Genomic DNA, 19,063 nt, shown 5'->3' with positions numbered 1-19,063 from the left:
CCAGAACCCTCTTAAGTTTGTAGTAACGACTTCAGTCGTTTCCGGCTTCATTAAGCCTGGGGAAATAACGACTAAAGTCGTTACCACGAACCCGGAACCCTCTTAAGTTTGTAGTAACGACTTCAGTCGTTTCCGGCTTCCCAAACCCCACGTCACAATCACCGTTTCATATTGCGCTTTAACCGTTCCAACTCTTCATCAGCTTCCCAACGGCGAAATTCCTGATCCAAAGGGTCTGCACCACTGCTAAAACTGCGGTTATAACTTTTATTCCATCCCGTATCCCAACTCGTTTGAGTTTTCGTTTGAGCCCGCGCTGCCTCTGCCTCAACGGATTTCGCCTTCACTTCCCGACGACGCACTTGAATCTGACGATACAAATCTTTCGCCTTTTCAATCCGTTCTTTCACCCCTTGCATTTGTCCCCAGAATTGATTGCCTTCCCGGAGTAAGGAGGCTTCTCGTTCTTGTGCGGCGCGAACCAAATCTTCACGATTGGCAGCTTTAGCTTTACTGACGCGATCGTGCCAGAGTTGAATCTCCTGAGCGGTGGAGAGAATGCTATCCTGCAATTGTTTTTCTTTCCGTTGCAACTCCAGAATTAACTTCAGGGTATCCTCTTCTTGTTCCCGCAGTTGCTCTTCTAGCACCTGCAATTCCAGATGAGGATTATTTCGCATAAATTCCTCTAATCTGGTTTCTAAGAACCGGCTCATGTCTTCAAATAGACCCATTGCAGGCACTCCCTCGCTCAGGTTTGACTTCTTGTATCTATGGTAGGGCAATTTTTCGTGAGTGTTTTCACCGCTAGGGGTGCATGAACTGCACCCCGACTGCTTGATGAATTCCAGCGTCTTACGGGGGATTCCCTATAAAGACTGTCCGGTATAGATTGAGCGGACTTCACCATTGCGACGGATAATGGCTTCGCCGTCTTTGACTTCAACCAAACTCCAGCCGCTTGAACCGATCGTTTCGCCAATATTCACCCGACGGGGAACGCCATCGACTTCAAATAAGGCAACGGAGCGATCGCCCAATTCCAGAATTCCCACTAATTGATGCTTGACACCCGAAACGCTAGAACTGGATGCCGCTGCGGCAGGGACGGGTTCTGATTCTTCCGCTGCCGGACTTTCTTCGGCTGCTCCATTATTCCCTGGGGCTTCTTCTGCCGTCGGGGGTGCGGGTTGGGGAACGGGTGGGGGTGGCGCTGCCACCTGGGGTTGTACGTTAACTGTTCTTGGCGGTTGGGTAGGAATGGGAGTAGGAGTGGGCGCGGGTTCTGGGGTTGGAGCCTGGGTTGCCGCTGGTGCTGGGGCCGCTGGTGCTGGGGCCGCTGGTGCTGGGGCCGCTGGTGCTGGGGCTGCTGGTTTCGGCGGTGCCGTCGGTGCTGGGGCCGGATTTGCTGGCGCTGCTGCGGTAGTTTGGGGTGCTTGCGGGGTCCGAGGCACGGTAACGGTCAGATTGGGTTGCACCAGGGTCGGATTGATGCCGCGCTCTAAGGCGATCGCAATCCGATTGAGCACTTCGGCCAGATTCCCTTGATGAGGAGTATTTACCGTCACTTGGGGGGCCGGGACCATCACATTGGGCGGATTAACGGTGACATTCACCGGAGGCGGTGGCGGGGGAATCGGCAACGCGGTATTGGGGGCCACTACAGGTTCCGCCGGTTGACCCGCTGCTTGGCGGTCCATGACATCGAGCGATCGCTCCATATAGGCGGCAAAATCTGCGTCTGCCTCAGCTTTCAACTGTTCCGGCGTTTTCGGAGGCTCGACGGCTGCCTGCTGCGCTGGGGCAATTTGCGCCCAGAATTGCTGCAAATATCCCCGATTCCATAACCAGAGTCCTAGGGTAATCAGGAGCAATCCACAGGCGGACCCTAATAAGAGGCGATCGAATGATTGTCCCTTGCGTCGTTTATCCGTGCGGGTTGCCTTGGCATCCACCGTCGTTTCGGCGGCAGTTTTGGGCATCATCGTCGGAGGCAGGATGATTTGAGGCACCTGCACTGATTGCAAGGTCACCAAATCCGGGGGGGCCGGTTTGGGTTTGCGGGTGCCTCCATCTAAAATCCGGTCTACATCGTGAAACAGGTCATTCATGAGGCGATCGGCGTAGGCATCCACCGACCAATTCGGGGTGCCAACTCCACCGCGCTCCTGTTCCGCCTGGGGTGAGTCTATGGTTTTGGTACTGATATCCTGAGACATGGCCTTTTTTTTATAAGGGTTAGGGTTAAAGATGCGATCGCAATCATCGGGCGACTACGGGCAACCGAGCAGTTCCCCTCCGATTTTATAATCTAGTTTAGACAATCCGACAGTCCTAATTTTAGGGCCTAATCTGCTTGCACGACTTGCACCCATTTATTGTCCTCGCTTTTGTCAGAACGGTCAACTGTCTTTCTGTTACAAAGTATTGACAATTGTTTTGTCATTGGTCATTGGTCATTGGTCCTTTGTCATTGGTTATTGGTCCCTCCCTCGTGACTTGGCTCTGCCGAGTCATGCGCTCTTGGAGGCTCTGCCTCCAGTCCCCTCACATCTCTCCTGTGAGCAGGCGGCAGAGCCGCAAAATGCCCGTGTCACGGCAGAGCCATGACACGAGAGAAAGGCTATACCGATCGACTCGTTGCCAACTGTCGCCCTTGTAACTCCAGATAAATCAACAAAGCATTAATATCCGCAGGATTCACCCCACCAATGCGACAGGCTTGACCAATCGTCAAGGGTTTCACTTTCGCCAATTTTTCCCGGGCCTCTTTAGACAAAGTGATAATATTGGCATAATCCAAGTCTGGCGAGAGTTTCCGATGTTCTTCCCGCGCCACTTGGTCGATTTGATGTTGCTGCCGTTGGATGTACCCGGAATATTTGATATCAATTTCCGCGCCTTCCCGTTCCTCTAAAGTCAAATCCAGATTGCTCAGTCCATAGCGGTTGAGGTCAACATAATGGAAACCAGGACGGCGCAACAACTCGGCTAGGGTAATTGAGCCTTTAATCTTTTGCTGAATATCAGCGGCGATCGCCACCCCCAATTCCTCATGTTCCTTAATTCGCGTTGTCTCCAACCGTTGTTTTTCGGCAGCGATATTCTCCTGCTTTTGGGTAAATAATTCCCAACGGCGATCGTCAATCAAGCCAATCTCCCGTCCCAACGGCGTCATCCGTTGATCCGCATTGTCCGATCGCAACAACAACCGATACTCCGATCGCGAAGTCAGCATCCGATACGGTTCCCGCAAATCCTTCGTACATAAATCATCCATCAAAGTCCCCAGGTAACTTTGTTCCCGAGGAAAAATAACCGCCTCCTCACCGCGCACCAACCGCGCCGCATTAATCCCCGCCACAATCCCTTGTGCCGCAGCTTCCTCATATCCCGTCGTGCCATTAATCTGACCCGCACAGAATAACCCCTCAATTTTCTTCGTCATCAAGGTCGGGTAACATTGCGTCGCCGGGAGATAGTCATACTCCACCGCATAAGCCGGACGTAGCATGGTACATTGTTCCAACCCGGGCAAACTCCGCAACAGTTCCAACTGTAAACTCTCCGGCAAACCCGTAGAAAATCCCTGAATATACAACTCAGGAATATCCCGCCCCTCCGGTTCAATAAAAATCTGGTGCGATTCCTTATCGGCAAATCGCACAATTTTATCTTCAATACTCGGACAATAACGCGGACCTTTCGCATCCACCCAACCGCCATATACCGGAGACAAATGGAGATTTTCTCGAATCAGGCGATGAGTTTCCGCCGTTGTGCGAGTGAGATGACAAGGCATCTGTTCCCGTTCCACCCAAACCTCCGGGTCAAAACTGAACCAGCGCACATCCTCATCCCCCGGTTGCGGTTCCATCTTGCTGTAATCTACCGATCGCCGGTCCACTCGTGCCGGAGTCCCAGTTTTCAGCCGTCCCGTCTCAAATCCCAGACGGTTCAAAGTATCCGTCAATCCCACGGCAGCGAATTCCCCGGCACGTCCCGCACTCATGGACTTATTCCCCACCCAGATTGTCCCACCTAGGAACGTCCCTGTGGTTAAAATCACCGCCTTGCAACCAAAGGCGACGCCAAAATAGGTTTCCACCCCGATGACATCATCATTATCACCGAGAACCAGATCCGTGACCATGCCTTCGCGGATGGATAAATTCTCTTGATTTTCGACAATTGTTTTCATCACGTGAGCATATTCCCGCTTATCCGTCTGAGCGCGCAACGCCCAAACAGCGGGACCTCGGGAAGAGTTGAGGACCCGTTTTTGCAGATAAGTGCGATCGGCCATTTTGCCAATTTCGCCCCCAAGAGCATCCACCTCATGAGTCAGTTGGGACTTCGCAGGGCCACCCACAGCCGGATTGCAGGGTTGCCACGCAATCTTATCCAAATTCAGCGTCAGCAAAAGGGTGCGACACCCAAGACGTGCCGTAGCGAGTGCTGCTTCACATCCCGAGTGACCCGCACCCACAACAACAACATCAAAAACATCTTGAAATTCAGGGGTTGGCATGGTCATGGTATCTGGATGGTGTTGGATTCTTTCCTAATCATAGCGGTTCTCATCCCCTTCTACACCCGGGTGATGGGGAAAGGTGGCATCCCGGATGATGCGTCAAACCTGAGCTCTTGCACCATTCTCAACTCCGGCGGGGGTTAAAACCCCCGCCTCATAGCTCAAGTCGGTTAAAAACCGACTGCAAGTCTGATACAGTGGTGTTTTCAGTCGATTTCAACTGAGATTTTGCACTATTCTCAACTCCGGCGGGGGTTAAAACCCCCGCCTCATAGCTCAAGTCGGTTAAAAACCGACTGCAAGTCTGATACAGTGGTGTTTTCAGTCGGTTTCAACTGAGATTTTGCACTATTCTCAACTCCGGCGGGGGTTAAAACCCCCGCCTCATAGCTCAAGTCGGTTAAAAACCGACTGCAAGTCTGATACAGTGGTGTTTTCAGTCGGTTTCAACCGACTTTAGCTGTTAGGCGGGGGTTTTAACCCCCGCCGGTTGTTGCTACTACAAATTTCTAGTTCTTTCCCTTATAAATAGCCAGAATTGGATGAATTGAGTCCAGTCGTCAATTCTACAATCAACCTAATCGAACTCCGCCAATATTCCCCAATTTATCCTGTGTAATCTACAATCTAAATAACCCGGACAACAGAGGAAAGTCAGATGCAAGCTCCCCTCCTCCAAAGACGTTATCAAATCTTACAACCCCTCAGCCAAGGCGGATTTGGCAAAACCTTTCTCGCTGCCGATACTCAACGTCCCAACCACCCTCACTGTGTGGTCAAACAACTCCAAATCCAGCCCTCCTCCCCTGGGGTTACCCTTGCTAACTCGGTTGTCGGGAAAGCTAAACAATTATTTGACCAAGAAGCAGCCCTCCTGGAAAAATTGGGCAATCATCCCCAAATTCCCCGATTGTTAGCTTATTTTGAGGAGAATCATCACTTTTATTTAGTCCAAGAATTAATCACCGGACATCCCCTGAGTAAAGAAATTATTCCTAATTTCAAACTCAGCGAAACCGAAGTGATTCAGTTATTACAAGATACCTTAGAAGTGTTGGCGTTTGTTCATCAAAAACAGGTGATTCACCGGGATATTAAGCCGGATAACTTGATGCGCCGTCAAGAGGATGGGAAAATCGTGTTAATCGATTTTGGGGCGGTGAAAGAGATTAGAAACCTTTCGGCGACTTCTGGGACAGCACTCCAGACAATGGCGATCGGGACTCGTGGCTATATGCCGAACGAACAAGCGGCGGGAAAACCCCACTTGAGCAGCGATATTTATGCCTTGGGAATTATTGCCATTCAAGCCTTAACCGGGTTAAATCCTGACCCTAGAACGGGTGGATTACCCCAAGATAAGACCACTGGGGAAATCGCTTGGCGTCCGTTGGCTCAAGTTAGCGATAATTTAGCCAATATTATTGATAAAATGGTGTTCCAGGACTATCGGCAAAGGTATGCGGATGCAGGAGCAGCCTTGCAAGATATTTTAGCCTTATCCAATTCTTCAGTTCCTTCCACTGCGCTATCTGGAAAGGGAGTTTCTGGGACTCATTCTGTCGTCAAATCTCAGCAAGGTACATTTATGTCAAAAATCAAGTGGCCCCGAGGGGATAAACTGGGTTTAGCAGGAGTCATGGTGGGAGCGTTGGGAGTGATGACTGCTGCCTTTACCGTTCCCGAAGTCCGAGGATTTATTGGATTAGAGGGGGTTAAAGATGCGCTGTATCAAGACAATGGGATTATGCTGAAATATCCCGGGGATTGGCAAGTGCAACAAATTCATCCACCCTTGGGAGGCGATCGGGCAGTATTTCAAGCCCCCAGACAACAGCCCTCAGACTATCAAGAGACGATTACCCTCACCATCATTGAGTTACCCCAACCCCTGACCCCCCAGGAATATTATCAACAACAATTGCGTCCTCAATTAGAAAGAGAATATAATCTCAATTTAGTCAATACCGCTGCTGACACCACCCTGGACAACCGGGCAGCCAATATGGTAATCTATAGTACCACAAACAATGGGATTCCCCTCAAACATAAAGCCATCTGGACGGTGAAAAATAGCACAGTTTATCACCTCACCTATAGTGGCGAAGCCGCCAACTTTCCCACGGACCAGCAAACAGTCATTAAAAAGTTGCAAGACTCGTTTAAAATCCCGAAATAAGTCCAAATCATAGCAAAAACGACAACCTCGTATCATGGCTCTGCCGTGATACGCGCCTTCTACGGCTCTGCCGCCTAATACAGGAGGCAGAGCCTCCAAAGAGCATGACTCGGCAGAAGCCCAGTCACGAGGAAATTCAACCTAATTCTAGGCTTTAATGTCAAAAATATTGGGGCAATTATGAGTAATATCACCATTCAAAATTTTGATGATGACTTGAAAAATCGGCTGCAAAAGCGAGCAGATTATTATGGTCGTTCTCTGGAAGAAGAAGCGAAAGAAATCCTTCGTGCGGTTTTAAAAGAAACTCCAGGGGAACCGTTAAATCTAGCAGAAACTATCCACAAAAGATTTGCTGATTTAGGAGACTTTGAAATTCCAGCGATTCCCCGAGAACCGTTACGCGAACCCCCTACTTTTGAATAATGATATGATTTCTTGCCAGATGCCACCAACATATTCATGACCATCCCATTTCCACAACTGTGCTGATATTATAATCAACCAGTTCACGCTTTAAAGGTCGGGGACTGCACTCATCAAGCAGGATTCGCATAATAGGCTGTTAATATTTCTTTGGCAACTTCCAAAGTGGTAACGGCTTGTTCTCGACTCACACTAGGAAAGTGGTCTAAAAATTCATCCAAGGGTTCGCCTGCTTCCAGATAATCGAGCAAGGTTTTCATAGGCACACGAGTTCCCACAAAAACTGGGGTTCCTCCCAGGATGTCAGGGTCACTATGAATCACAGGAACAGTAGTTTTCATATGACTGATTGGGGAGTAGTAATCCTGTTTATTTTAGCTTAAGGAATTACGCATTCCCTCTAAATGTAGAGGCGATTCGCGAATCGCCTCTACATTTAGGGTGGGTTTTCAAAATCGTAAGGCTTGTAAAAATTAGGACTGGAGGCAGAGCCTCCAAAGGGGCGTGACTCGCTTAAGCCAAGTCACATAGAGCAAAATTTTAATGGATATTCTCCAAAATTCATCGAGCCATGTCTCATCCTGTGAAACCCTACACCGTTGATTTCGCCTGTTTTTTGTTCCCGGGTTCTGTGGGAATGCACCATAGCCCTGCCCTGCCTCCTGTCTAGCCCTTCGCAAAAAAAAGAGGAGCCTGGGAATGAGTAAAAAAGCCCCATTTATTAAGGAGAGTTGGGGGGATCGCTCACCAGATAGTATTCACGGTGGAAAGTTGAATTTTATGATCACGGCTGATTAGTGGAACGTCACAATATAAAGCAGTAGCAGCAATGATGCGATCGGGCAAATCAGGAATTTGAGCGCGATCGACATTCAGCATGAGTTGAGCAATTTTTCGGTCAAACGGAATTTCAATTACCAGCGGGTCATGTTTGTCAATTTCTCCTAACAAGCGCGTCAAAGTAGAAGGGGCAATTCTACTTTTTTCGATTAAATAAATAATTTCAGCTAGGGTAATTGATGAAAAACCTACGGTGTCACCATCGGCAGCTATCTGTTCTATTGCTGTTTGCGCGGTGACAGAAAGACGAGGGTCTGCAAAAACATACCAAATCACTGCATGAGTATCTACAATGGCTCGCAACATTAGATATCCTCCCGAGGAAAATTTGCCCAAACATCACGGCGAGCTTCATCAATTTCCTCCGCTGAAGGTGCGGTTCCCAAGTCGGCACAAAGTCCCCACAAAGAGCGGCGGGCTTGGGAATCGGTAGGCGGTAATTCTCGCTGGATTTCAGGAGCAAGTTGCTCGATTAAGCGAACTTTATCGCTCAGGGAAAGTTGTTTAGCTAATTGTAAAACTTGTTCTAGCGTCATAGTAATAACTGTCAAATTGAGGTAAACAATTTTGAGCAAAATATGCCAGTATTGGCGTTTGGGAAAGTCTGAGTATAGGGGTGGAAATTTGAGTCATTCGATAAGGTTATTTTTTATTCTTACACCACCACCATTCCCACCTCATATTTCAGCTTCCATCTGCTTGAGAGTCTTTTAGCATTTGCAAAATTAGGCCTTGTGATTTCTGCGTATCTTTCATCCAACCCGGCAAATCTCCTAACTGCAAACGCGCATCACCCCGGTGGTAGTAAGCCTTGGCATCCTGGGGATTAAGTTTAATCGCTTCGGTGTAGTCCTCTATCGCACCGGACAAATCTCCTGACTCAGAACGGGCAAAACCCCGACCGAGGTAAGCCTCGGCTAACTGAGGATTGATTTTAATCGCTTCGGTGAAGTAATATATTGCCCCGTCCAAATCTCCTGATAAATAATGAATATTACCCTGGTTGCCATAAACCTCGGCTAACTGGGGATTGAGTTTAATGGCTTGGTCGAAGTCATTTAGCGCCCCGGGCAAATCTCCTGATTGAGCACGCGCAACACCCCGACTGCTGTAAACCCAGGGATGGGGTTTAATGTCAATAGCTTTGGTGTAGGCTTCCACGGCTTCCTGATGCTGGTTTAACTCTTCGAGTATTGCCGCACGCAATATATAAAGCAGGGCATCTTGTTTGTTGCGTTGAATTGCTTGGTCAATCGATGCCAAAGCCTCTTGATATTTTTTAAAAGAGGACAGTAAGAGACTCTTTGCCCGCCATACTTCATAATGTCTGTCGTCTATTTCTTGACCTCGCTCCTGTGCTTCTTGATAGCGTTTTTCATCTATTTGAATCGCTTGCTCGAAAGACTGCATAGCCTCTGTATCCCGGTCTGCTGCACTTAGGGCTAAACCCTTGGCGTACCAAGCAGCATAAGATTTGCGATCAAGTCGAATCGCTTGATTAAACGCTTTGACTGCTTGCTCGTAAAGACCCACCCGCCAAAGCTGATTGCCATAGTTAATCCAATCCTTAGCAGTGGCATCTTTGTTGGGAGATTTTTTCAAAGGAACCACTAGGACTTGAATCAACTCATTATGCTGATTTTTATCCAATTCTGGGGGGAGGGTGGTTTCTACCTGCAACGACTGTCGCTCAACTCCCCACAATTGTAAAGTGGCTAACAGCGTATTTGTCGGAATGCCTAAACTATTCCCCAGTTTCACACCTTCACTGTGGTTGCCCTCAGCCCGTCCGTGGATCCCCACCACTCGTCCTTGGGTATCCAACACTGGTCCGCCGCTCATTCCTCCCTGGGTGCTATTGCTATAAACAATCTCGTAACCGTCGGTGAGGGAGGCGCTGTTTTGACCAGCAAAGGAGCTGATTTCTGAATCGAATCGAAGTCCTGGAGTAAACTCAAATCGCTGATTTCTCAGAGATTCTCCCTTGGGCCACCCGGCAGTAAAGACCCAAGGTCTGTCATCTACTTGTACTCGATAATCTGCAAGAGTGGCGACGGGATAGATTTGATTGCTGCTAAACTGCACCAGCGCCACGTCTTGACCGTCCTGTTGTTTGATTTTACTATAGTCAATCCGGTAGCGGCGACCATCTGGGGTGATGAGTTGATACTCTTGGTCGGAATATTGCACCACATGGCGGGCGGTGACTACATAATAAGTATTCCCCTGTTTGCCAATGATGACTCCAGAGCCTTGGTCGCCATCTAGCGGTTGGGATTTAGACCGCGCCTCGATGCGAACGGTTACGGCTTTGGCATTGTCATAAACTTGTTTCGCCAATCCTGTCAGGGGGGGTTCGGCTTCTTTCATCATTTCTGGGGCTGCTTGCGCCAATACGGACACCGGCAAACCCCAACTTAAACTGACCATTTTCTGCCGTTGGTCGTCGGTGGGGCGCGTGCCGTTGGCATAGATAAAGGGGTCGCCGAAGAGGGGATTCCCCTGTCTGCCATTGAAGCCGATGATATCCCCTTGGCGGTTGAGAATTGGGCCTCCGCTCATGCCGTTTTGGATGGGATTGCTGTATCCCAGTTGATATCCTTGTTCTAAGGCTTGGTCGGGGATGAGAGAGATTTGCCCTTCGGTGACGATGCTGGTGGGGGTGGGGGATTCGGCGATAAAACCGGCGGCCCAGACTTTTTCTCCGGCTTTTAATCTCACATCGGGGTTCGTGAAGGTTCCGACATCATAAATGCGATCGGCGTTAAACTCTAGCAAGCCTAAATCGTTATCCTGAAAGTCGATGTTGTCACGGTTAACCAGGGTGGCGGGATAATCTAAGCCGTCTGGGGTTTGGATGCGGATATTGGGGACAAGGTTGGGGTCTGAGGGTTGGCTATTCCCGGCTTGGACTGCCCGCAAGACGTGCTGATTGGTGACGACGGTATAGGTTGAGCCGACTTTTCTGATGATGGTTCCGGAACCTGCGGACTCACCGCCCATGACTTTGACAGTAATAGCGCGGGCGAGTTGGTGCAACTCTTCCGGGGATAAGTTGGGGTTAATTTGTGCTTGGGAAATCCGGCTGGGGATTTGGCAGCTATGCAGGGTGGGGGTGAGCAAGAGTAGCGCACCCATGAGGAGCAGTTCTGAGGGTTTTTTAATCACGTTTTCCTCCGGTAGTGGTTGACGGGTAGCCGGGGAGGGAGAATCGGGAAAGGTTTTAATTCTCCCCAATTTGAAGGTTATTCAAGGGGAGCATTTTGGAGAATTTCGCTCAGGGGAATATGGACTTTAAAACTGCCACTTTGCGGAATGGGATTCATGGCGCTGCCTTTACCCAGGTCGATTAACATTTCTCGGATGGTTTGGGGGTTATCTTCCGATCGCAGGGTAAATAACATTAAGCCGCATCGTTGGTTATCGTTAATGGCTGCACAAACGACGGGTAAATTATTCTGAGTATCGTTGGTGATGTAATTGAGTTGGTTATTATCAGCAGCTTGTTGGAATTTGGGGGAAACTTCTTGGCAACGAGCTTGGGGAGTCCAGCCGGATGCGGTGAAATATTCGGATTTCCAGCGGATGATGGCTTGTTTTCCTCGGGGGGTTTCGGCGTAGGTGGTGTAGGTGCCTTGGGGGTCTTGTTCGCAGAAGAAGCGCGGGGTGGCAACGGCACTGTTGCTGGTTTGTGCGCCGCAACTGGCTAAACCTAGGGCGAGGAGGGCTAAACCCAAGCCGGTGCAAAGTTTAGGGGTCAAGGTCTGAGTGAACATAGGGGTAAGCTCCCTTGGCTTGAGGGATTATGATGTTTATCATACCCATTTATTAGGGTGGGAGCTATGAAATTATGCAGATTGTCATTTGGAAAAGTCCGGTAGGAGTTTTTAACCTAGCCCTGTCAAGGTGTATTGATTTGTAGGGGCGTATTGCATACGCCCAGGGGCGCAAGCATTTACTCCGACAAGAAATAACGATTTTTCGTCATTAAATTTACCACCTTGACAGGGCTAGAGTTTTTAACCGCCTGTAGGGGCGATTCGAGAATCGCCTGTGCATCATTTAGGGCGGGGTCGGAAAATATGGGGAAGTCTTGGAATTAATAGGGTTTGGGGATTTATCTGGGAATTCTGGACTGGCGATTCTCGAATCGCCCCTACATTGAGGGTTGGCGATTCTCGAATCGCCCCTACATTGAGGGTTGGCGATTCTCGAATCGCCCCTACATTGAGGGTTGGCGATTCTCGAATCGCCTCTACATTGGGGACTGGCGATTCTCGAATCGCCCCTACATTATTTAGGACTGGCGATTCTCGAATCGCCCCTACATTGAGGGTTGGCGATTCTCGAATCGCCTCTACATTATTTAGGACTGGCGATTCTCGAATCGCCCCTACATTGAGGACTGGCGATTCTCGAATCGCCCCTACATTGAGGACTGGCGATTCTCGAATCGCCCCTACAGGGGGTTAAAAACTAAAAACACTACACGATAAGACTTTCAGTCGGTTTCAACCGACTTGAGCTGTTAGGCGGGGGTTTGAACCCCCGCCGTAGTGGCGCTCATAGAAGCGCCACTACAGATTTATCCCCAGCCGGTTCCTCAACACAACCTGGGGATTTATCCCCCGCCGGGTCCTGAATTCACGAACGCATCAAGTTATCAAAGAGTTCTGTCTCGCGAACGGAGTTAAAATCCGACTCATGTTGAGCCATTTCTCTAATTTCGGGATTGAGAGAAATGGCTTGGCGGAGGTTATCGACTGCCATATCTGTGTCGGATTTCAAGGCATAGCAGCGGGCTTTTCCGTACCAGGCATCGGCTTTGTCGGAACTGGTGCGAATGGCTTTGTTATACGCTGCGATCGCCTCGTCGTAGCGTTCCAATCGAGTATAGGCGACTCCCTGACCTAAAAACGCTTCATAACACTCGGGATTAATTTCCGTTGCCTTGTCATACATCTCGACAGCATTTTCATATCTCCCCTCCCGAAATAGCTCATTCCCTTGCTTGACATAAATGCCGAAAATTTCCTGGAAGGGTTCCTCCATCCGGGTTTGCATTTTCATCGACTCTTCCAGGGTGGTGCGAGCTTCTGAAATTAAGTTTTGGGTGGCTAAGGCCATTGAAATCAATTCGTTTAATTGAGCGGTACTCTTCGGTTCTTCTGAGAGCGCCAAAGGCATTCCACCTTTCTCACTTTTAACCAAGCTCCCCCCTTTTTGTGATGCGGGGAGTTGTGAGAGAGGGGTTTGGGCGAATTGTTCTCTCACCTCACTTGCGACCTGATTGGCGACGCTTTTTCTGAGCAGCCAAATTCCGCCCAAGGTTGCTGCCACAGGAAGAACTACTAACCCGGCGATCGCAGCAGCTAAGGGACTCATGGTCCGCATAAAGGCCCGGTCTACTTCCGTTTGAATCTGCTGTTGAATGGCTGGATCAAGTTCTGAGGTTTGTTGTAACACCTCTTGCTGGGCTGCTTCCGATTCCGGCTCATTCTCCGGCTCATTCTCCGCAGGGGCTGCCGGGGTGGGGTCCGCAGAGGGGGACGGATTGGCTGCCTCCGGAGTAGAGGATGCCGGAGTTGATTCCACAGGGACCAAGGGTCTGGGTGGGGGTGGAGGGGTCGGACGTTGGGCCGTCGCTGCACCCACCCACAGCAAGAGCGTAACCAGGACCAGGGTGCTTTGTCCAGCGATCCTCGCGCACAGGGCGGTGAGCGGCGCTAGATCCATCGCAGGCGGCATCTCAGGACGAACTGCCTGCTTCGACATAGAAAAGGGATGCCTTACCCTGAGAGGCCCCCTTGTGTTCCCGACTCGATTTGTCATGGTCATGGAAATCTCACCTATTAATCGCTCGACGACTTCACCACTTGGGCATTACTGTAGATGATTCTACCGATTTTTCGGGTCTTAATTCTGTGATTTTTAAGGCAAAAAGTCTGCCAATCCAGACAATCCAGGACCGGAGCAATGCTGAGTGGGTTATCTTTTTTTATCGGTCAAGTTTTTAATCATATCATTGCCTCGATCGCCTATCAAGATGGTAAAAATCCATCTCCCCGGGCATCGGACTAGGTATTAAATAAAAACGACAAGAACCCGTGTTTATAGCCCAGATTTGGTGCTAATTGGCAGGGATTTGGTAATGAAACCCCGGTTTTAACCCCGACTGAAGCGATCGCCGACTCTGGTATAAAGGGGATGGAAACTCAAGATTCTCTCTAAATTTCACCGCATGGAGGTCCGGGCAAAACATGGGAACGCAATGGGAAAATTTTCTGCAAAATCTGGGAGAGTGGGAGGGGTCGTTCACGCGACTCTCACCCACGGGCACCCTCCTCGAAGACACCCCCACGCGACTTTCCTTGGAGGGATTGGACGATAATCAACGGGCGCGCCTGACTCTACGGTTTTTTGCCCCAGGGGGGAATTGGGAGACAGATCCGCCAGTTAAGGAAGTAGTCCAAGAGTACCAATCCCTGGGGCGGCATATTTTATTTTTCGATTCCGGGGCGTTTTCTCAGGCGTCGATGCAACTGTCCCCCGTCTCCAATTTGCTGATTGAGTTCGGGTTCATCTGGGGTAACCGTCGCTTGCGGGCGGTGCATCAGTTTGCGGTGGGGGGTGAGGCGGAACGGTTTACCTTGGTGCGAGAAAAGCGGGTGGGTGCGGGTGCGACGGAAAATCCGCCCCTGACCCTAGAGCAACTGTTGGGACGGTGGGAAGGGGAAGCGCAGACGCTGTTTCCGGATTTGCGAAATCCGGAGACGTTCAAAACGACTCTGGACGTAGAAAGAACGGGGACAGACGGTGTAGAGCAACGGATTACTTTGGCCAGGGGCAATCATCGCCCTCATGAAATCCACTCTCAGGGGCGAGTTGAGGGGTCGATGCTGGAGTTCGAGGGGGGTGATCATCCGGTTCGGGTGTTGATGCTGCCGGATGGGGCTTCTCTGACTTTTCCTCACCGGGTGGAAGTGGGGCAGATGTTTTTGTTAGAAGCGGGTTGGTTAATTGAACCGACCCTGCGGCAGCGGTTAATGGGCCGTTACAGTCCGAGGGGAGAATGGACGAGTCTGACTTTAGTGACTGAGCGCAAGGTGGGATAAGGTTCGGAATCGGTGGGGGTTAGAGTAAAGAACAGGAGCGTTGGAGGGCTTTTCCGAGTAAGGTTTGATATTCCCGATCGCTGATGGTGTAAGCTCCAAAGCGTTCCAGATGGGGGTTATTCATTTGGGCATCAAATATCATAAACTGGCGATCGCGGAGTCGTTCGACGAGCTTCACCATCGCCACCTTTGACCCTTCCGGAATTCGATAAAACATCGACTCGCCAATAAAAGCTCCCCCGATCGCAATTCCCAGAATCCCCCCAGCGAGGTTATCCCCTTGCCAGGTTTCAAAACTATGCGCCCAACCTTGGCAATGCAGTTCCCAATAAATTTCTTTTAATTCAGGAGAAATCCAAGTCGTCTCGCGATCGGAACACCCTTCTACTACTGCCTTAAAATCTCGGTCGATCGCCACGGTGAACCGTTCTTGATTGAGGACACGATTCAGGGATGAAGGATAGCGGAAGCGATCGTCTAGGGGAATCAGTGCTCGCTGGCGACTGGAGTACCACCCGACGCTCTCATCGCCCACATTTGCCATTAAAAAATAGCCTTGGGCGTAACCTTGGATGATTGACGGAATATCAAATTCCATGAACTTAGCCGGTTAAAATTTGAGAACTTGCAGACACAGACAAGGGAGGAACGGGTTAAAAAGGGAAGAAAGTGCTGCCCTCAAACCGGCTCAAAATTTAAAAATATCATGAAACTTAGGGAATATTCTGACTTACGGGGAAGGATCGAGTTTGTAGTAACGACTTTAGTCGTTCTCTTCAGTTTGTAGTAACAACTTCAGTCGTTCTCTTCAGTTTGTAGTAACGACTTTAGTCGTTATCCGGCTGTTTGTAGTAACGACTTTAGTCGTTCTCTTAGTTTGTAGTAACGACTTTAGTCGTTATCCGGATATTTGTAGTAACAACTTCAGTCGTTATCCGGATGTTTGTAGTAAACGCAACAAACAGGCGGAGGCTTGAACCCTCGCCTGTTGTAGAAACTAACGCAAGCAAGAGGTTCGATTCATCTGAGATTCTGGACAATGCTCCGTCAACCGATAAGCTGGAGGGTTTGAATTCCTGGGAATCTGAGGGATTACTGCGAACACCGGATAACGACTAAAGTCGTTACTACAAACACCGGATAACGACTAAAGTCGTTACTACAAACATGGATAACGACTAAAGTCGTTACTACAAACTGGAGGGGTCATTTTTCAGGGTTCATCCTTGATCCCCGTTTAAGGTGGGTATGAGGGAGAATGTACTATAAGATCGGGAAATAGTAATGTCACATTCAATGCCCATGAGTGAACCGATTAAACCGATTACGTTGCCCCCCATGAGTAATCCTCAACAGGAGGGGAAATGGTTGCAGGCTGCTTTGCATCAGTGGCTCGATCGCGAGTTTATTCCCGAGGCAGTCAACCACCAGATTGCGGAACGCGCGACTCAAATTTTTGTTCGTCAGCGACTCGAAGGCGAGAATGACTTAGGGTCCCTGGTGATTGCGATCGTCACGGAAATGCAGGCGTTTGATTTTTCTAAAAGTTTTTATGGAGAATTTGCGATCGCCAATGCTGTCAGTGACTTACTGTTAGATAGTCTGGGGATTGATCGCTGTTGTGGACAATAATCTTCGGGAGCGTCGGGATTTTAGATTTTAGATTTTAGATTTTAAAATGTCTGATCTAAAATCCAAAATCCACGCTCTATCTAGCTTTGGACTACCAGCTTGATTTGACAACCCCAGGGAGGAGTCCCTCGTGGGCCATTTCGCGAATCACGTTCCGAGAGAGTCCGAAATCGCGATAGTACCCTCTGGGACGCCCTGTCAACCAGCAACGATTGCGGACCCGGTTAGGGGCGCTATTGCGGGGCAGTTGTTGAATTTCGCGGTGAATTCGCAATTTTTCTTCTGGATCCGTCGCAGCGGCAAATTGCGCTTTTAACTCAAACCGCTTATCGATGTACTTCTCAACGAGCGCTTTGCGTTTCTTTTCCCGCTCGATCATGGATTTCTTAGCCATGTAATGATTTTCATCCGTTAAAAAAGACAGCATCTTTCACTGTACATCACATCCCCTCAAAAAAACAATCCCTCTCAATGGTTAAAGAGGGATTGTTTTGGCTTTACCGGGTCAGGTTTTTGGGTGCAATTCTTTCATGAGTTCGTTGAATAGCAGTTCTACACCTTTTGCAGCGGTCTGGGAGCATATCAGCTTACCAAACCGTTTCTTAGCCTCACCCTTTTTTACCGGGGATGTTTTCTCGCCACTGCTTCCCAATAGCGCGGGGAGGTCTAGGGTAAGGTTTAGACTTTGCTCTAGTTGACTGACGATCGCAGGGGAAAGCAAGGGCCCGAGTTGAGTCTTGAGAGTTGCGATCGCGTCTGATTTTTGCTTTTCCAATAGCCGGGAATGGTAGATCTCAGGGTTATCGTTATATTGCCGGGTCCTGGTATCGTAGAACTCTGCAAGCTGACGAGCGATCTCGGTATCGGGTCTAGCCTTCATTGGTGCGATCGTCGTGACAATCCATAAATACAACATTTGCCGCGATATCTTGGATCCGCTTTTCTGGGTTGATTCTTTATCACCGGATGAGTGTTCAATCCCCCCATAGCCTAACCGTTGCTTAAACCGGGCCCGCCAATTGCGATAATTCCCTGAACCCAGAAAACGCTCGATCGGGTAAATCTGGGAGATAACCCAGCAACGGGTCCTCATTCCCATCCCCAGATCTTCCATCACTCGGTTATAAACCCTTAGTTCCGGTTGTCTTAAAAGAGACCCCAGCTTTTCCTCAATCTGGATTTCCCAATCAGTTAACTGGCAGAGTTGCCGCGCTAGATTGCGGGAATATTCCGAGATATCTATCCCATAGGTAGGGGCGATGGAGATATCGTAAAGCTTTTCATAATAGCGATGATTGGTTTTTAAATTCCGCTCACGACCGGCAAGGAAACACCACAGAGGGACTTGTCCATCTATAGCGCGTTGGGAGTCTTTTAATGCTGCCTCTGGGAACTCACGGGCTAACTGTTGTCTGAGTCGATTTATAATCGGACTCTGGATCCGATTTAAGCTTTGAAGCTGAAGACACCCATCCCTCATCGGCACGATAAAATTTTCATGCTCATAACCGAGAAAAGCTTCTGGATAATTCCAGAAACCGAGTGCATAGGCTGCAAGCGCAAGCGCGTCAGCAGCATCGTTTTTATCTGGCAATTTTTTGGATTTGCGGAATGATGCAACTTCAGAGTGTCCTACCCATAAAATCTTGACCCCGTGACTTTTGAGGATATGCGCCCAAATCCATGAGTAATGCACTCCCGTGGGTTCCATCACCACACAATCAGGGTTCATTGCTAACAGTTCTTTAATCCCATCTCGGTTAGAATATAGACGGGGAAACGATTTGCTGTTTTCCTTAAAGTAGAGTTTGAGGTTGTAAGGTGCTTCTGTTAGCGGGCAAGCTACAACATTATCCTTACTGACGTCAAGCCCAATAACGACTGATTTTGATTCCATAAATTGTCAAGGTTGTACTTGGGTGGGATTGCGCTAAATTCCCCCTGTCTTTTAGGGCCACGAATCACCCGAATTGGAAACAATTCACTGTCAAGCCTCTAAGGGGTTAGCTGCTATGGAGGCAATAGTCTGATCCACGAAAGATGTAAACCTTAAAAGGTCATTTCATTCTCAAGACCCCGATCTATTGCCTAGCAGCACCGAGTCAAAGACCCGGGCGGTTCAATTGCGCTATCTCCCCGCGATCCTCCCTTTGGGGGGAGAATTTCGATCCAGCGATAGCTATGGATCAGGCGATCACCATCAGTGCGATCGCCCCTGGGAAAACCCAGTCATCAGGCGGAAATTAAGGCACGAGTATCTGAGAGATCATTGGTTTCATCGTTTCGAGGCACTCAATAAGGTGCTGGACCAAGGCGATGGCTTGATCACCCTCAAAA

General features: G+C 49.3%; 16 protein-coding genes. 4 read left to right on the top strand and 12 right to left on the bottom strand.

The genetic code is table 11. The features are described 5' to 3' along the window. Nucleotides 1–158: 158 nt before the first annotated feature. The 3 genes from NG833_RS02940 to mnmG form a co-directional block, all read right to left on the bottom strand. Nucleotides 159–734 carry a TIGR04376 family protein gene (locus NG833_RS02940; RefSeq protein WP_015148387.1) on the bottom strand — a complete coding sequence of 192 codons (576 nt, stop codon included), beginning with the start codon at nt 732–734 and terminating at the stop codon, nt 159–161. Between the two features lie 135 nt (nt 735–869). Then, nucleotides 870–2,219 (bottom strand): hypothetical protein, encoded by a 1,350-nt coding sequence (locus NG833_RS02935; RefSeq protein WP_254563840.1) that lies wholly within the window; start codon nt 2,217–2,219, stop codon nt 870–872. Between the two features lie 404 nt (nt 2,220–2,623). Continuing rightward, complete coding sequence (gene mnmG / locus NG833_RS02930; protein WP_254563837.1) at nt 2,624–4,537, bottom strand: tRNA uridine-5-carboxymethylaminomethyl(34) synthesis enzyme MnmG; 1,914 nt, start codon at nt 4,535–4,537, stop codon at nt 2,624–2,626. 655 nt (nt 4,538–5,192) lie between these two features. Here mnmG and NG833_RS02925 point away from each other — a divergent pair. Both NG833_RS02925 and NG833_RS02920 read left to right on the top strand, forming a co-directional pair. Further along, the gene (locus NG833_RS02925; RefSeq protein ID WP_254563836.1) at nt 5,193–6,713 is read left to right on the top strand and encodes a serine/threonine-protein kinase; all 1,521 of its coding nucleotides are present in this window, start codon (nt 5,193–5,195) and stop codon (nt 6,711–6,713) included. Between the two features lie 180 nt (nt 6,714–6,893). Continuing rightward, nucleotides 6,894–7,139 carry a plasmid stability protein gene (locus NG833_RS02920; RefSeq protein WP_254563835.1) on the top strand — a complete coding sequence of 82 codons (246 nt, stop codon included), beginning with the start codon at nt 6,894–6,896 and terminating at the stop codon, nt 7,137–7,139. A gap of 113 nt (nt 7,140–7,252) precedes the next feature. Here NG833_RS02920 and NG833_RS02915 read toward each other — a convergent pair whose 3' ends face one another. The 6 genes from NG833_RS02915 to NG833_RS02890 form a co-directional block, all read right to left on the bottom strand. Then, nucleotides 7,253–7,480, bottom strand: coding sequence for a DUF433 domain-containing protein (locus NG833_RS02915; RefSeq protein ID WP_254563834.1), 228 nt, complete (start codon nt 7,478–7,480; stop codon nt 7,253–7,255). Between the two features lie 403 nt (nt 7,481–7,883). Beyond that, on the bottom strand, nt 7,884–8,285 hold the full coding sequence (locus tag NG833_RS02910; RefSeq protein WP_254563833.1) for a type II toxin-antitoxin system VapC family toxin: 402 nt from the start codon (nt 8,283–8,285) through the stop codon (nt 7,884–7,886). Beyond that, nucleotides 8,285–8,515 (bottom strand): hypothetical protein, encoded by a 231-nt coding sequence (locus tag NG833_RS02905; RefSeq protein WP_254563832.1) that lies wholly within the window; start codon nt 8,513–8,515, stop codon nt 8,285–8,287. Before NG833_RS02905 ends, NG833_RS02910 begins: the two co-directional genes overlap by 1 nt. A 148-nt stretch (nt 8,516–8,663) precedes the next feature. Continuing rightward, a complete protein-coding gene (locus NG833_RS02900; RefSeq protein ID WP_254563831.1) occupies nt 8,664–11,147 on the bottom strand; it encodes a tetratricopeptide repeat-containing serine protease family protein in 2,484 nt (827 codons plus the stop codon). Nucleotides 11,148–11,224: 77 nt separating this feature from the next. Then, a complete protein-coding gene (locus NG833_RS02895) occupies nt 11,225–11,755 on the bottom strand; it encodes a COP23 domain-containing protein (RefSeq protein ID WP_254563830.1) in 531 nt (176 codons plus the stop codon). A gap of 868 nt (nt 11,756–12,623) precedes the next feature. Beyond that, nucleotides 12,624–13,754, bottom strand: a complete 1,131-nt coding sequence (locus NG833_RS02890; protein WP_254563829.1) for a tetratricopeptide repeat protein — start codon at nt 13,752–13,754, stop codon at nt 12,624–12,626. A 485-nt stretch (nt 13,755–14,239) separates the two neighbouring features. Between NG833_RS02890 and NG833_RS02885 the strand changes: the two genes are divergently transcribed. Beyond that, nucleotides 14,240–15,094, top strand: a complete 855-nt coding sequence (locus NG833_RS02885; protein WP_254563828.1) for a DUF3598 family protein — start codon at nt 14,240–14,242, stop codon at nt 15,092–15,094. Nucleotides 15,095–15,113: 19 nt separating this feature from the next. Here NG833_RS02885 and aat read toward each other — a convergent pair whose 3' ends face one another. Then, complete coding sequence (gene aat / locus NG833_RS02880; RefSeq protein WP_254563827.1) at nt 15,114–15,692, bottom strand: leucyl/phenylalanyl-tRNA--protein transferase; 579 nt, start codon at nt 15,690–15,692, stop codon at nt 15,114–15,116. A 704-nt stretch (nt 15,693–16,396) separates the two neighbouring features. Between aat and NG833_RS02875 the strand changes: the two genes are divergently transcribed. Further along, nucleotides 16,397–16,726 carry a hypothetical protein gene (locus NG833_RS02875; protein ID WP_254563839.1) on the top strand — a complete coding sequence of 110 codons (330 nt, stop codon included), beginning with the start codon at nt 16,397–16,399 and terminating at the stop codon, nt 16,724–16,726. Between the two features lie 91 nt (nt 16,727–16,817). Here the strand turns inward: NG833_RS02875 and rpsN are convergent, their stop codons facing one another. Further along, nucleotides 16,818–17,120, bottom strand: a complete 303-nt coding sequence (rpsN, locus tag NG833_RS02870) for a 30S ribosomal protein S14 (protein WP_254563838.1) — start codon at nt 17,118–17,120, stop codon at nt 16,818–16,820. A 111-nt stretch (nt 17,121–17,231) separates the two neighbouring features. After that, on the bottom strand, nt 17,232–18,623 hold the full coding sequence (locus NG833_RS02865) for a transposase (protein WP_254563826.1): 1,392 nt from the start codon (nt 18,621–18,623) through the stop codon (nt 17,232–17,234). Between the last annotated feature and the right edge of the window lie 440 nt (nt 18,624–19,063).

The organism is Oscillatoria sp. HE19RPO, from assembly GCF_024220515.1.
Lineage (GTDB): Bacteria > Cyanobacteriota > Cyanobacteriia > Cyanobacteriales > Laspinemataceae > Laspinema.
Note: the sequence above shows the minus strand (reverse complement) of the source record. Positions and strands in the feature narration are given on the sequence as shown.

Coding starts and splice junctions, on each gene's coding strand:
- NG833_RS02890 (WP_254563829.1), bottom strand. CDS start 13,754: ATGTCGAAGCAGGCAGTTCGTCCTGAGATGCCGCCTGCGATGGATCTA.
- NG833_RS02905 (WP_254563832.1), bottom strand. CDS start 8,515: ATGACGCTAGAACAAGTTTTACAATTAGCTAAACAACTTTCCCTGAGC.
- NG833_RS02875 (WP_254563839.1), top strand. CDS start 16,397: ATGAGTGAACCGATTAAACCGATTACGTTGCCCCCCATGAGTAATCCT.
- NG833_RS02925 (WP_254563836.1), top strand. CDS start 5,193: ATGCAAGCTCCCCTCCTCCAAAGACGTTATCAAATCTTACAACCCCTC.
- NG833_RS02935 (WP_254563840.1), bottom strand. CDS start 2,219: ATGTCTCAGGATATCAGTACCAAAACCATAGACTCACCCCAGGCGGAA.
- NG833_RS02915 (WP_254563834.1), bottom strand. CDS start 7,480: ATGAAAACTACTGTTCCTGTGATTCATAGTGACCCTGACATCCTGGGA.
- NG833_RS02885 (WP_254563828.1), top strand. CDS start 14,240: ATGGGAACGCAATGGGAAAATTTTCTGCAAAATCTGGGAGAGTGGGAG.
- NG833_RS02865 (WP_254563826.1), bottom strand. CDS start 18,623: ATGGAATCAAAATCAGTCGTTATTGGGCTTGACGTCAGTAAGGATAAT.
- NG833_RS02895 (WP_254563830.1), bottom strand. CDS start 11,755: ATGTTCACTCAGACCTTGACCCCTAAACTTTGCACCGGCTTGGGTTTA.
- NG833_RS02910 (WP_254563833.1), bottom strand. CDS start 8,285: ATGTTGCGAGCCATTGTAGATACTCATGCAGTGATTTGGTATGTTTTT.
- mnmG (WP_254563837.1), bottom strand. CDS start 4,537: ATGACCATGCCAACCCCTGAATTTCAAGATGTTTTTGATGTTGTTGTT.
- aat (WP_254563827.1), bottom strand. CDS start 15,692: ATGGAATTTGATATTCCGTCAATCATCCAAGGTTACGCCCAAGGCTAT.
- NG833_RS02920 (WP_254563835.1), top strand. CDS start 6,894: ATGAGTAATATCACCATTCAAAATTTTGATGATGACTTGAAAAATCGG.
- rpsN (WP_254563838.1), bottom strand. CDS start 17,120: ATGGCTAAGAAATCCATGATCGAGCGGGAAAAGAAACGCAAAGCGCTC.
- NG833_RS02940 (WP_015148387.1), bottom strand. CDS start 734: ATGGGTCTATTTGAAGACATGAGCCGGTTCTTAGAAACCAGATTAGAG.